General features: G+C 46.6%; 9 protein-coding genes and 1 tRNA gene. 4 read left to right on the top strand and 6 right to left on the bottom strand.

The window, feature by feature from the left end; genetic code table 11:
- Window positions 1–18: 18 nt before the first annotated feature.
- The 3 genes from AM1_RS22570 to AM1_RS22560 form a co-directional block, all read right to left on the bottom strand.
- Entirely contained in the window at window positions 19–1,014 is a 996-nt protein-coding gene (locus AM1_RS22570) for a diguanylate cyclase domain-containing protein (protein WP_049783770.1), read from the bottom strand.
- Window positions 1,015–1,409: 395 nt separating this feature from the next.
- Complete coding sequence (locus tag AM1_RS22565; RefSeq protein WP_012165219.1) at window positions 1,410–1,766, bottom strand: Rieske (2Fe-2S) protein; 357 nt, start codon at window positions 1,764–1,766, stop codon at window positions 1,410–1,412.
- 213 nt (window positions 1,767–1,979) lie between these two features.
- The gene (locus tag AM1_RS22560; protein ID WP_012165218.1) at window positions 1,980–3,170 is read right to left on the bottom strand and encodes a hypothetical protein; all 1,191 of its coding nucleotides are present in this window, start codon (window positions 3,168–3,170) and stop codon (window positions 1,980–1,982) included.
- 333 nt (window positions 3,171–3,503) lie between these two features.
- Between AM1_RS22560 and AM1_RS22555 the strand changes: the two genes are divergently transcribed.
- A complete protein-coding gene (locus AM1_RS22555; RefSeq protein ID WP_012165216.1) occupies window positions 3,504–5,423 on the top strand; it encodes a vanadium-dependent haloperoxidase in 1,920 nt (639 codons plus the stop codon).
- A 57-nt stretch (window positions 5,424–5,480) separates the two neighbouring features.
- Here the strand turns inward: AM1_RS22555 and hslO are convergent, their stop codons facing one another.
- Entirely contained in the window at window positions 5,481–6,380 is a 900-nt protein-coding gene (gene hslO / locus AM1_RS22550) for an Hsp33 family molecular chaperone HslO (RefSeq protein WP_012165215.1), read from the bottom strand.
- A 311-nt stretch (window positions 6,381–6,691) separates the two neighbouring features.
- Between hslO and AM1_RS22545 the strand changes: the two genes are divergently transcribed.
- From AM1_RS22545 to AM1_RS22535, 3 genes are all read left to right on the top strand, one after another.
- Window positions 6,692–8,428, top strand: a complete 1,737-nt coding sequence (locus AM1_RS22545; protein ID WP_012165214.1) for a hypothetical protein — start codon at window positions 6,692–6,694, stop codon at window positions 8,426–8,428.
- A gap of 132 nt (window positions 8,429–8,560) precedes the next feature.
- Complete coding sequence (ctpC, locus tag AM1_RS22540; RefSeq protein WP_012165213.1) at window positions 8,561–9,853, top strand: carboxyl-terminal processing protease CtpC; 1,293 nt, start codon at window positions 8,561–8,563, stop codon at window positions 9,851–9,853.
- A 214-nt stretch (window positions 9,854–10,067) separates the two neighbouring features.
- Window positions 10,068–10,140 (top strand) — tRNA-Phe (locus AM1_RS22535).
- Between the two features lie 19 nt (window positions 10,141–10,159).
- On the opposite strand, the gene AM1_RS41150 is transcribed toward AM1_RS22535, so the two are convergent.
- Together AM1_RS41150 and AM1_RS41145 are read right to left on the bottom strand one after the other, a co-directional pair.
- A complete protein-coding gene (locus AM1_RS41150) occupies window positions 10,160–11,311 on the bottom strand; it encodes a CHAT domain-containing protein (protein WP_148215801.1) in 1,152 nt (383 codons plus the stop codon).
- A gap of 123 nt (window positions 11,312–11,434) precedes the next feature.
- Window positions 11,435–12,787 carry a tetratricopeptide repeat protein gene (locus AM1_RS41145; RefSeq protein WP_187152900.1) on the bottom strand — a complete coding sequence of 451 codons (1,353 nt, stop codon included), beginning with the start codon at window positions 12,785–12,787 and terminating at the stop codon, window positions 11,435–11,437.
- Between the last annotated feature and the right edge of the window lie 96 nt (window positions 12,788–12,883).

Here is a 12,883-nt window from a genome sequence, read left to right as displayed (position 1 = left end):
AAAGGTCAAAGTCAAAAATTACGTTTGAATCAGTTCCATAGTGTGAGTGCGATTGCGACCTCGCTTTTTAGCCATATATAGAGCTTGGTCTGTCAGCTCAATCAACTGAGATGGAGCTATTGCTTTGCTGGGAATGATACTGGCTACCCCTAAGCTAAGGCTGACATACTGACTTACAGTGGAAGAACAATGGGGAATACTGAGCGCTTCAATTTCCGTTCTAATGGCTTCGGCAACATGAACCGCTCCGGATTGATCGGTGTTAGGTAATACTACGACAAATTCTTCTCCACCGTAACGAGCCACGCAGTCTGCAGAACGCTTGGCAACCGTAGAGATGGCTCGAGCAACCTGCTGTAGACACTTATCTCCCGCAGGATGTCCATAGGTATCGTTATAGGCCTTAAAGTGATCGACATCGCAGAGAATCAGAGACAGGGGCTGCCTTTCTCGCATCATTCGAATCCATTCTGCTAGAAATATCGAATCAAAGCGACGTCGATTATTAATGTGGGTCAAGCTATCTATAGCTGAAATCTTTTCGAGTTTATGGTTAGCTACTTTGAGTTCATTAGAAAGTTTCTCTAAAATTTTATTCTTTTCTCTTAACTCCAACCAAAGATTCTGCCTTTCTAGAGCAAATTGAATCGAGCAGCGTAAGATAGTAGCATCAAAATGCCCTTTAAATAGACAATCCTGTGCACCTTTCTGCAATAGATATAATGCTCTAGATGGATCTAAATTTCCACTAAGAATAATGAGGGGCATTTCTGGGAACACAAGTTGAATGTGTTGAAACGCTTCTAGATTACTAGCATCCGTTAAAGATAGATCAAGAAGCACAAGGTCAATGGCAGGTTCGTGATGGAGTCGGGCTATCCCTTCTGCAAGTGAACTTCGATGCTCAAGAGCTGCAGGGAAACTATGACGGCCCTCTAGTAATTCTCTGATGATTTCTACATCCTGTTCATCATCTTCAATCATCAAAATCCGGACATCACTAATCTGCACCATCTTCCCCCCTTTAATAAAAATGACACATATATAGCTGGGTAATTTTCCGATAGGAACTATCTACTCACCATTCCTTTCACTTTAAGACTCAAACAGTGCTGGCGCAATGATCGTTCTAGCTATTTATCAAAATCTGGACTAAAATCTTTTATTCAGAACTACTTTAGATTAGACAAATAGTTATATAACTACAAAATCAAAATTATCTAGTATTACTAATATTAAGTTCGGGAGTGTATCACCCTTTTGAGCGAATATTTAGGCTATGCTCAAACCCATTGATTTAGTAGTGGTTTAAACTCATGAAGCCCTTAAGAATTTAATTCACTTCCTAAAAAGTAAAACACCCCCGTTACCATGTGGGTTACTGAAAAACTAGAATCCAGCCCAGCAAATTATTCAGCGATTTCTACCCAAATATCCCCCTCTTCCACGCGGGTTGGATATACCTGTAATGGCTTTTCCTTTGAGATCGCCCCTAGGAGCTTACCAAGCCCTGGCGGCCAGGGAATCCAAGATTTGGGTATCCCTGTAGCGAGGTCAAAAGCACTTCGATGCAAAGGGCAGACAATTGCCCCATCTGCCGTAATTTTTCCTTTGCTGAGTGGCGCTTTTAAATGTGGGCAAGCATTCTTGACTGCACAAATGCTTCCACCATGATTAACCAGAAGAATCTTTTCTTTCTCGACCTTAACGATTTGACGATCCCCTGGGTCGAGTTCACTTTCTGATAAAACCTTAACCCAACTCATAGCAGCCTCCAGAGATTAAATAACACATGTCTAGGGAGTAATTTGGCCTTGAATCCGCGCGAGTAATAACTCTGACCTGATTATCCCAGTCAGATCGAGAAGGACGTCTTCACCGCCATAAAAATCAATAGAAACTTGCAGATCCTTCTCCCAACCATGTCCATGATGGCAAACCTTTGTTTACCACAGACAAGAGAATGAATTGGTATGAAGTCAGGAACGGGCCACTCTCAAGCTAAACAGCCGATTGATACCGTAAACAATCCATCGCCAATATCGATGCATTCCCCACACCACGAAAGGAGTCAACAATGTTGCCAACAACATTCCACTTGCCACTAAGCTCAAATCAACATTCCATACATCCTCAGCAATTCGAACAAGATCGTGATCAATCCCCGCTTTACCTTGGTTATAGATAGCACGGTTGGTTTGGTCAAAAATGAGTCGCCAGCTGAATTGAATATCGTAGAAGATAACATAAGCTGCCAACATGGCATACAGCGGGCGCTCCGCTGAATAGCGGCAGGCATATCCACTCATTGCCCGTGCTAAGAAAATTCCGCCAAAAATCAGTTCAAATCCATGACCCATAGCGATTACAAAGAACTCATGGATACCTGTAAAAGCACAAAATGTATATGCGATCGCAACCCCCAACAACACTCGCGCCGTCAAATAATTCTGCCAATACACATAAAACAGATACCCAAATCCGCAATACATCAACCCCATTAAAAACGGCATCCGTTCAACATTGAACGTAAAACCACCCCCATGCATAAAATCGAAAGCAGGAATCGCTGGATATCCAAAGATCCAGTTGGTTAGGGTATGGCCTAGCTCATGGACGAGAGTGATGACAGGGCTCAAAAGAAAAGTCACTTGTTGAGATGCCAAAATTAGAAGAGCCAAAACGATACCGGCTGCGATCGCTTTCCATCCTTCCGGCTCAATAGATTGTGGCTCCCAGAGATCATCTGGTGGGCTGTTGGGTTCCCAACTTGTTTTCTCTAACTTAGGCCGTCGCCAAAGCTCTCCATTCGCAGCTTGATTCAGTGTTGGCATCTGTCCATCACTTGCTAGAAAGCTTAACTGCCAACACCAGGACGACTCCCTAGCCCCATTCTCTTGACCTGAAATCAACAAAATTTGTGCGCCTGGTAAATGCCACTGAACCATTTCACGACAGCACAACATCACCGAACTCTTTTCATCTGGTGTCCGTTCCCCCTGTAGATAGATATGTAGTTCATCCGCTTCCAACCAAACTTCAGTTTCAATCTGCTTGTGAGCCAAAGTTTGATTTAAAAGCTGGGTCATCGCTTCTACGGACCTACTGGCAGCAGATTCTCTTAAATGAGCGAGGGACTGGGAAGGCTGAAAACCGTCAGTAGAGGACATAGTTGCCTGAATAAATGCTGGCGTTAGTATTCCCCAAACAAGCTATACCTGTGCTACCGATCACAGCTTTACAGTCTGGTGGCTCACCGTTATGTCCAATCAATGTCACAGCAAAACCGTACAAATGGCTACAGGATGAAACTTAATTCAACCAGAAATAACGCAAATTATTCTTTGCATAAAAGTATTTCTGACTACCGATAGATCTATGACAGTCTTGATGCTTAAATCTAGCAAAAATTAATTATTTCTCACTAATTAGAGAAAAATTATTTCTTTTTTTCGTGTGTTGCCTCAAACCCAGCGTTACCTGAATTAACGGAGCATTCAACTATGAATACTAGGCGACAACAAGCCCAAAACATCCGCAATAATGCCGCTGAATTAGCTGCTAATCGACCTCACCCACAACATATAAATAATAAAGAGGAATACGAATATCGCCGCCCTAAAAAAGACGGCAACGAGCCTAGCCACATTGCTAATTTCACCAAGGGGTTGCCTCACGACGAACATACAGGCTTATTACTCAATTCCGCCGACTATGACCAGTTCGTCTTAGGCATTCAATCTGGAGACACGACGGATTTTGCTCGAACCCCATTAGGTCCTGCCGAATTACCTAAAGTTCATGGTTGTTTGAGCAAACAAAAGATTGACTGTGATGATGACCACCGTTCTGGATTCTGGAAGTCACAAATTGCTCAAGGAGCTGCGGGTGGTGATGGAGCCAAGCTTAGGGCTTGGGAAAGTGCGGGGGCTGGTTTAGTTTTTGACTTAGAAGGTCCCGATGCCCAGGCAGTAACAATGCCCCCTGCTCCGAGATTAGAAAGTCCAGAGCTTACTTCAGAAATCGCAGAAGTTTATTCACAAGCATTGCTCCGGGACATTCATTTCTCTCAATTACGAGATCCTGGCTTGGGAGATCAAGTGAATGCCTGTGATTCTTGCCCAACCCAACTTTCTATTTATGAAGCAATAGATATTCTAAATACTGTCCAGATTGAAGGCCAAAATTGGTTCTCTGCCAATTGTTGCGATCTCACAGATGATGAGCAGGCTCGTCAGCGACCACTCGTAACTCGACAAAATATCTTTCGTGGCATCGCACCTGGAGATGATGTCGGTCCCTATCTATCCCAGTTTCTGCTGATTGGTAATAATGCGCTGGGAGGTGGGGTATTTGGGCAAGAAGCCGGCCATATCGGATATGGTGCAATACGAATTGATCAGCGAGTCAGAAAGGCTACCCCCTGCAAAGACTTCATGACTAACTTCGAAACTTGGTTAGATGTGCAAAATGGTGCAGATTTGCGAGGTCTAGAAACCTACGTTGACGCTGATCCGGGAAAATGTCGTGAATTCCCAGCCTATCGAGTCATCACTACACCTCGGGACTTAGCAACCTATGTTCACTACGATGCACTATATGAAGCTTATTTAAACGCTTGCTTGATTTTGCTGGGTATGGGAGCTCCTTTCGACCCCGGTATTCCGTTCCAAAAACCTGATGTGGAAGATAAACAGCAAGGGTTTGCCCACTTTGGAGGACCGCAAATCTTAACCCTAGTTTGTGAGGCCGCAACAAGAGGGTTAAAAGCAGTTCGTTTCCAAAAGTTCAATGTTCATCGTCGTTTACGCCCTGAAGCTCTAGGTGGTTTAGTTGATCGCTATAAGCATGGTAAAGGTGCGGGTGATGAACTTAAACCCGTTGCAGCCTTAGTTGAAGCGCTAGAGAATGTTGGTCTCCTCAGCAAAGTTGTAGCCCATAATCAACTCCAAAATCAGAATCTTGACCGCAGTGGCGATCCTTCCAGCGCAGGGGATAATTACTTCCTACCAATGGCCTTCCCAGAAGGATCTCCTATGCACCCTAGTTATGGTGCAGGACATGCAACTGTGGCTGGAGCTTGTGTCACTATGCTTAAAGCTTTCTTTGATCATGGTTGGCAACTGAATTTGGGTATGGCGAATGGGAAATACATATCCTACGAACCTAATCAAGATGGGAGCAGTCTTCAACAAGTTCTTTTAGATTGCCCTCTCACAGTGGAAGGTGAGTTGAATAAGATTGCAGCTAACATCTCTATTGGACGGGATTGGGCTGGCGTGCATTACTTCACCGATTACATCGAATCCTTACGATTAGGCGAAAAGATTGCGATCGGCATTTTAGAAGAGCAAAAGCTGACCTACGGAGAGAACTTTACAATGACCGTTCCCCTCTATGATGGGGGCAGCATTCAAATCTAGAGAACAGAGACGGGATTCTACTCTGTCTCTAGCTTGAAATAAGACAGGGGTCTAGAACTAGGCCCCTGCTTCGGTTTTTAAATCATCAATCAGTTTTCCTAGCTGATCGCTGGTAACCTGATAGACCTCACCACAAAAATCACAAGTTGCTTCTGCCCCATCATCCTTTTCAATCATGTCTAGCAGTTCATCTTGCCCGAGCATTTTCAAGGCCCCGAGCACTCGCTCAGTTGAGCAGCGGCACTGGAATTGCACCATTTGAGTTTGGGGAAATATCTTAAGTCCCATATCCCCTAGCAAGTCCGTAAAGATATCAGGAAGCGTTTTGCCAGCTTGCAGTAAGGGAGTAAAGCCTTGCAAGTGAGCAAGGCGAGACTCTAGTAATTCCACAAGGGCCGGATCTTCAGCTGCTTTTGGTAAAACTTGGATCAACAGTCCCCCAGACGCAGTGACTCCTTGAGCCCCGACAAAAACCCCCAAAGCAAGAGCAGATGGGGTTTGCTCTGAAGTGACCAGATAGTGAGTAACATCTTCGCCTATCTCACCGGAGACTAATTCCACCGTGCTGGAATAGGGGTATCCATATCCCATATCCCGTATCACATAGAGAAAACCTTTACCGACAGCCCCTCCCACATCCAGCTTGCCCTTCGCATTGGGGGGGAGTTCTACCCCAGGATTGGTGACATATCCGCGGACCGTACCGTCTAAGCCAGCATCCACTAAAATGCCTTGCAATGGCCCATCCCCACGAATACGGAGATTAATCCTTGCTTCTGCTTGTTTCATGCTGGACGCCAACAATAATCCAGCAGACATAGTCCGGCCTAAAGCAGCAGTTGCGACATAGGAGAGGCCATGACGTTGTCTTGCATCTTCGGTTAAACGAGTGGTGATCACACCAACTGCTCGGATGCCATCATCAGCAGCTGTGGCTCGAATAAGTTGGTCGGCCATAGAATCCCTACAGGTTCTTAATAAATCTTTTTAATTGTACTGCAATGAACTTCAAGTGAAGCCTTGGAAAGTAGATACATTAGAGCGTTATGTTGCCAAGATCACCCTAGATGATGTTTACATTGGTTAACATGGGAGAACTAATTACAGGGTTAAAGAAGAATCAACTTCTTTTTTTCCTCACCAGGCCACATTATTAATTAGTGAATTCATCAGCGAGGTTCATTTGGACATCCTCCTTAACAAAGTTGTAGGATCACAGGGTGATCTGTGTTGTTGGGTATTGCAGACCTTAGTCTTGTAAATCCAGGATGACGACTGATTCTAAAGCCAATCTTATTGCTTCTTCTATCAGCTCTGAAGCTGTGCCCTATCGAGGTGCCAGCCGATTTAAGTTTTTAAAGTATTGGCCTATTTGGGGCATGGTGGCGATCGCACTATCCGGTGGGGTTAGCTTTGGCTCCTACCGACTGCTTTTACACCAACCTGCAAAGCCCAATTGTGCTCAAGTCTTTTGGCCCTTTGCATCCGGTTCGTTGCGGGTTTACTGCGCCCAAGAAAAAGCGAGTAAGCAGACGCTGGAAGATTTGTTTGCTGCGATCGCATTAGTGGATGCCCTCGATGCGAACCATCCCCTGCGTCCAGCCATCAATCCTCTCATTGAGCAATGGTCCACCCAAGCGTTGGATTTGGCCGAAAAAGCCTTTCATGCAGGTAAGTTAGACCGCGCCATTGAATATGCCCAGCGTATCCCTGCCCAAACCACCGCCTATAAAGTGGTGAAAGAGCGGGTAGAAGAATGGCAGCAGGTTTGGGCAGAGGGAGAAGACATCTATAAAAGAGCTGAGGCTGCCCTTAATAATGAGGAATGGCGCAAAGCCTACGGCATTATGATCAAGCTGGTGCAGGTCGATAATCGCTACTGGTCTGGCACCCAGTTTGATTCTATGACTGAGAAAATCATCGTCGCCCAGAAAGATGAGCGTAAATTGGTCAAAGCCAAGCGCTTAATGCGACGAGGGGGACTGGAGAATCTATCGGAATCCCTAGGACTCGTGCAGGAGCTGATTTCAGATAGCGTCTATCGTCGCTCTGCTCGCAAGACCCAAAACACCATAGCCCGCAAGCTGATTACCATTGCGGAGTATTCATTAGAGCGCCGCAACTACCATGCCAGCATGGATGCCTTGCAGTTGATTCCGCAAGATACGCCAGTCTGGACGCAAGCCCAAGACTTTATGAAGATTGCCCAGGCCAGCGCCTCTGCCTGGAATGGCACTATTGTGAATCTCGAAGAAGCCATTAACCAGGCTAGTAAATTGGATATCAACAGTCCTCTTTATGGCAAGGCCCAAACTTTAATCTCCCATTGGCAGCAAGAAATTACCAATATCCAGCTTTTGCAAACGGCTCAGATGCAAGCCCAAACGGGAGACATTGGCGATTTAACCTCCGCGGTTGCTCAAGCCCAGCAAATCTCATCCCAGAGTGATCGTTGGCAAGAAGCCCAACAAGAGATTGACCAGTGGCAATCTCAAATTCAGTTCCGGGAAGATCAACCCATCCTTGACCGAGCCGATCAATTGGCTCTACAAGGTGGACCGACAGATCTGCAAGCCGCTATTGCGGAAGCTCAAAGGATACGACCTGGGCGAGCGTTATACGATGAAGCCCAACTTCGGATTTCGGACTGGCAATATCAGCTGCAACCCCCAGAAAGTACGCCTCTAGATGAGCCTCTACAGACGGTACCCACAAACGGTCCCGATCAACTGCTGAAGAGTGCAGAAACCATTGCCAGCCAAGGGACCCCCAAAGCTTTAGCAGCCGCGATTGAACAAGCCAATCAGATTGCCCCGGAGTCCCCCGCCCAATTTCAGGCCAAAATTTCCATTGATAACTGGTCTGAGCAATTGCTAGATATGGCTCGGGGACAGGCGTTAGCGGATCGGGATGCAGCTATTGCGATCGCACAAAAAATCCCGAGTAATAGTCGTGTCTATGACTCTGCCCAACTCCAAATTCAGACCTGGCAACAGCAAGAATAAATGGCATCATCCAAAACTCATTTCAAACTCATGTAGCCTTCTAGATGCTTGTGCTAGAGTGGGCGTACCTCACTGTCTCTTTGTTGTATAAAAAAAGAGATAGTGCCTCACGAAACCAATTGGGTTAGGCTTATGGCGAATTCAAAAGACGGATTAGTATTAGGAACAACAGCCCTTGTTGGAGCGGGCGTTGTAGTCATTGGTGCAAACCTTTGGCAGTCCAGCTGGGCAGTGTTCAAAGAAAGTCCGAAAGAAGTGGTGGACGAGGTTTGGCAAGTCATCAATCATGACTATGTTGACGCCACTTTCAATGGCAATGATTGGCGCGACATCCGCAACCAGTATTTAAATCGCAACTACACCTCTCGGGACGAAGCCTATAAAGCCGTCCGGGAAATGCTAGACAAGCTGGAAGATCCTTACACTCGCTTCATGGATCCAGAGCAATTCAAAAGTATGCAAATTGATACCTCCGGTGAGCTGACGGGGGTTGGGATTCAAATCACCCAGGATGAAGAGACCAAAGAAATCACCGTTATTTCCCCCATTGAAGGGAGTCCAGCCGCCGACGCTGGACTTTTGTCTAAGGATGTCATCATCAAAGTTGACAACAAAAGCACCAAAGGAATGGATATTAATGGTGTTGTCAGCTTAATTCGGGGTCCCGTCAACACAGACGTTACCCTCACCGTTCTGCGGGATAAAGAACAACTCAGTTTCAAGATTAAGCGAGCCCGGATTGAAATTCATCCCGTCCGCTTTTCCAACCAGAAGAATTCAGCTGGCAATGTGGGCTATATTCGCCTCAATCAGTTCAGCAACAATGCCTCCTCGGAAATGCGCGAAGCGATTCAAGAGTTGAAGAAACAAAAGGTGGCAGGCTTTATCCTTGACCTGCGTTCGAATCCAGGGGGTCTACTCTACTCCAGTGCGGAGATCGCCCGCATGTGGATGGGTAAAGGCACCATTGTTTCCACTGTTGACCGGAAAGGTGGTGAAGACAAGCTCACCTCTGGGAAAAACACCCTCACCGATAAACCTCTCGTCATTCTCGTAGATGGCGGATCAGCCAGCGCCAGCGAAATTTTGGCGGGTGCCCTGCAGGACAACAAGCGCGCTGTTCTTATTGGCACGAAGACTTTTGGGAAAGGGTTGGTGCAATCCGTACATCCTTTAGAAGATGGCTCAGGCCTAGCAGTGACCGTTGCCAAATACTTTACCCCTAGCGGTCGAGATATCAATAAAAAAGGAATTGAACCGGATATCGAGGTTAAACTCACAGATGATCAGCGAGAAGCCCTCTCGCAGGACCGAGACAAAATTGGTACCCTAGCCGACCCTCAATATGCCAAAGCCCTGTCTGTGCTCAACGAGAAAATTCTGGCCAATAATAACGGCAATCTGCAATCCTCCTCTTCCCAGTAGTAATATTGCGGGCAATCTTTCGTTATCCCCCTATGGGAGGTACTGAATCTCTCCCATGGGAATGTCGTAGTGCCAATGCGGCCCAGTCAAATGAAAGGTCAGGGGCAACCCATACTGGGAACTGACTGGACCGAATTCAAAGTTAAGAGAAGTTTGTGGTTGCCAAGTGGTAATAAGTTCGCTACGATGACAAAGGTCAAAAGTTACTAACCGCGCCGGGATAGCTCAGTCGGTAGAGCAGAGGACTGAAAATCCTCGTGTCGCCAGTTCAATTCTGGCTCCTGGCATTTTTTTATGAAAGCTAAATTACAGCCAGTTCCCCACCAGCACAAACGCTGACCAGTGGGCCGGGTGACGGAAATCTGGATCTTGGATCATAGCGACCTGAGCTTTCTGCAGCGCTTTCGCTTTCGACGAACCAGTTTGAACGAGCTGATCGTAAAATTCTCCAATGATCGAGGCTGTGGATTGATCATCTAGGCTCCAAAGGGATGCCAGGGTGCTCCGGGCTCCAGCCTGAACAGAAACCCCCGCAAGACCTAAAGCAGCTCGGTCATCGCCTGCTGCCGTTTCACAGGCACTGAGAACCAGGAGTTCGATAGGTTCCGGTCGGACTTGTTCACTGCTACGAAGTAGCTCATTAAGCTGATTGACGTTGATTTCTTTGTCCCAAGCCAGCAGAATGGTTTTCTCTGCTTCAGAGCTAAATTTACCGTGGGTGGCAAGATGCACAATGGGATAGGGCAAGGACTGGATTTGTTCTTGTAGGGCAGTACTGGTAAAATCGCGGTTCAGCAGCACTTCACTGGTAACCAATCTGCTAATCTTATCTAATTCTATTTTGACAAATTTCAGGGCTGGAAAAGGACCTCGTGCTTCACTAATCCCTGCTGCAATCACTTGGAGTTCTCGCCCTTGTAGAGGCTCAGTATTGATCAACTGCATACCTGGGGCTAACGCTAGGGCATATTTCTCGATCAAATAATTCTCACCATCGTATAATGCCGCGAGAGGCAGGTTACGGAGGACTCCATCCAATACAAACACTAAGGTATCAGCCTGGCTGTCTTCTAAGTCAGCTTGGAGGGGTTGAATCAGCCAGTTGTAGATAACTTGGCCTAACACCTTGGTTTCATTATGAGTGTAGGGTTTTCCAATCTCATCACGAAATCGCTGGATGGTCTCTTCTACCTTTGCTTGAGGAATGGGCATCGATTGATGCTGTAAGTCTTCCTGCTGAGGCAAACTGGTTATCAGCTCAATGCGATCCTTCAGCAGAATGGGATACACCACCGCTGCTGACTGTTGGTCAATGTCTTCGATACTGATAATTTGGCCATCCAAACAGGCAGAACGAAAGAAATTGTCCAGTTCCGTCAATTGGAGAGATTCCATCACCTCACGGGCTTTTTTCAGATTCTCTTGGCTAGGATTACCTCCTCGCAGCAACAGATCCACAAGCTCTCTATAAACCGGCTCTACACTCTCACGGAAAGAGAATTGGGCTTCTGGATTGGTGGCAACTAGATCTTTGCGGAGATACTCTAAGGTTTGGTAAGCCCCTTGATAAGCTGAGGTGGCTTAGTCAATTTCCATTTGGGCATCCATAATTCGCCCCAATTGCCATTGCCACTGGTAGATGATCTCGCTGGCATTAGTGGCTTGGGCAATAAATAAAGCTTGTTCTGTATACTTGCGAGCTTCTGACCATTGTTCGCTTAGTTCATAGAGATGTCCAAAATTGCCTAACGCATATGCCTGTGCTCTTGGATCATCAATGTCGTTAGATTGCTGAATTGCCTTTGCCGTTATTTTGGCAATATCGAGAATAGTTGGTGTCTGGCTAGGAGAGTCTTGATTGAGCTTTACCAGACTTTTGACAAGGTTCACCTTGCTATAGATATTACGGCGACTGGGGGGCTGCCCAGCCAATTCTGTTTCAATCTGTGGCCAGAGTTTCTGAGCTTGGGACCAATCCTGTTTCTCGATTAATACACTGAGCAGATTCAGCCGTGCCTGGTGTTGGGTAGAAGGGATGGGAGACTGGGCTGCTTTTTGGTAATAGTCAATGGCAAGGTCATAGGATTTCCGGGCGCGAGCGGTATTTCCCAAGCTTAGTAAGGTCATGCTTACTTCTTGGGGCGCGTCGGTTGCTTCGGCGTTCTGTAAGCTTAGCAGTAGGGATTTCTCTGCTTCTTCCAGATCACCCACTAAGCGCAAAACATTCCCTAAGCTGCGATATCCAGTGGCCCGGATTTCTGGATTAGCCTGCTGGTCCAATTCAGCGGTAACTTTTTCCAGAGTTTTGCGAGATTGTAGGTAGAGCCCCATCACTTGCTGGGCCTGGGCCTGATTAATCAAGCTACCAATGCGACCAATTTCATCCCCCAGTTGAGCATAGATTTTGGCTGTTTTCCCCCAAGTATTCATAGCCTTTTTGGGATCACCCTGGGATAGGTTCAAACTGCCTTGAGCATTTAAGGCTTGGGCATAAATAGATAAATATTCTGGGGCTGGAGGGTCGCCAACAATATCTAAGCTTTTACTTAGGCTATCTTGGGCCTTTAACCATTGCCCCAGTTCTTGTTGAGCAAGGCTAAGTTGATTGAGGACGATGGCTTGATTTAGGGGCTGACCTTTATAAGCTTGGGCAGCTTGTGACCAGGCTTCTGCGGCTGCGGCGTACTGTCCCCCTTGGTAAAAGGCTTTCCCTTGTTCCACTAGTTGGGTTGGGTTGTTAGCCAGACGTGGGTGAGGGGTTGTGGGAGTGCTGATGGTTAGTTGGTTCGCGGTGGGGAGAGTTGAGGTTGAGTGGGCGGGACGTTGCCCAAGGCTGAGACCAAGGACTAGGCAGGTACTGCAAAGGGCCACTCCCACCCAGCGTAATCTTTTACGAGTAAGAGGCAGTAGTCTTCGAGCCTTTCTTTGAAGCATTAATGTTCCCTTCCTCACGGTTGTTGATGGTGTGATGCTTTTCCAGATTCTTTTGCCCATGTTCACAAACGAATGACAAATGCCCAGTTTCTCGAT

Source organism: Acaryochloris marina MBIC11017, assembly GCF_000018105.1.
Classification (GTDB): Bacteria; Cyanobacteriota; Cyanobacteriia; order Thermosynechococcales; family Thermosynechococcaceae; genus Acaryochloris; species Acaryochloris marina.
The sequence above is the reverse complement of the archived record's forward strand: the minus strand, read 5'-3'. Positions and strand labels throughout refer to the sequence as shown.

Bases quoted from the DNA above. Each gene is read 5' to 3' on its own strand.
- AM1_RS22570 (WP_049783770.1), bottom strand. From the start codon at position 1,014: ATGGTGCAGATTAGTGATGTCCGGATTTTGATGATTGAAGATGATGAA.
- AM1_RS22565 (WP_012165219.1), bottom strand. From the start codon at position 1,766: ATGAGTTGGGTTAAGGTTTTATCAGAAAGTGAACTCGACCCAGGGGAT.
- AM1_RS22560 (WP_012165218.1), bottom strand. From the start codon at position 3,170: ATGTCCTCTACTGACGGTTTTCAGCCTTCCCAGTCCCTCGCTCATTTA.
- AM1_RS22555 (WP_012165216.1), top strand. From the start codon at position 3,504: ATGAATACTAGGCGACAACAAGCCCAAAACATCCGCAATAATGCCGCT.
- hslO (WP_012165215.1), bottom strand. From the start codon at position 6,380: ATGGCCGACCAACTTATTCGAGCCACAGCTGCTGATGATGGCATCCGA.
- AM1_RS22545 (WP_012165214.1), top strand. From the start codon at position 6,692: ATGACGACTGATTCTAAAGCCAATCTTATTGCTTCTTCTATCAGCTCT.
- ctpC (WP_012165213.1), top strand. From the start codon at position 8,561: ATGGCGAATTCAAAAGACGGATTAGTATTAGGAACAACAGCCCTTGTT.
- AM1_RS41145 (WP_187152900.1), bottom strand. From the start codon at position 12,787: ATGCTTCAAAGAAAGGCTCGAAGACTACTGCCTCTTACTCGTAAAAGA.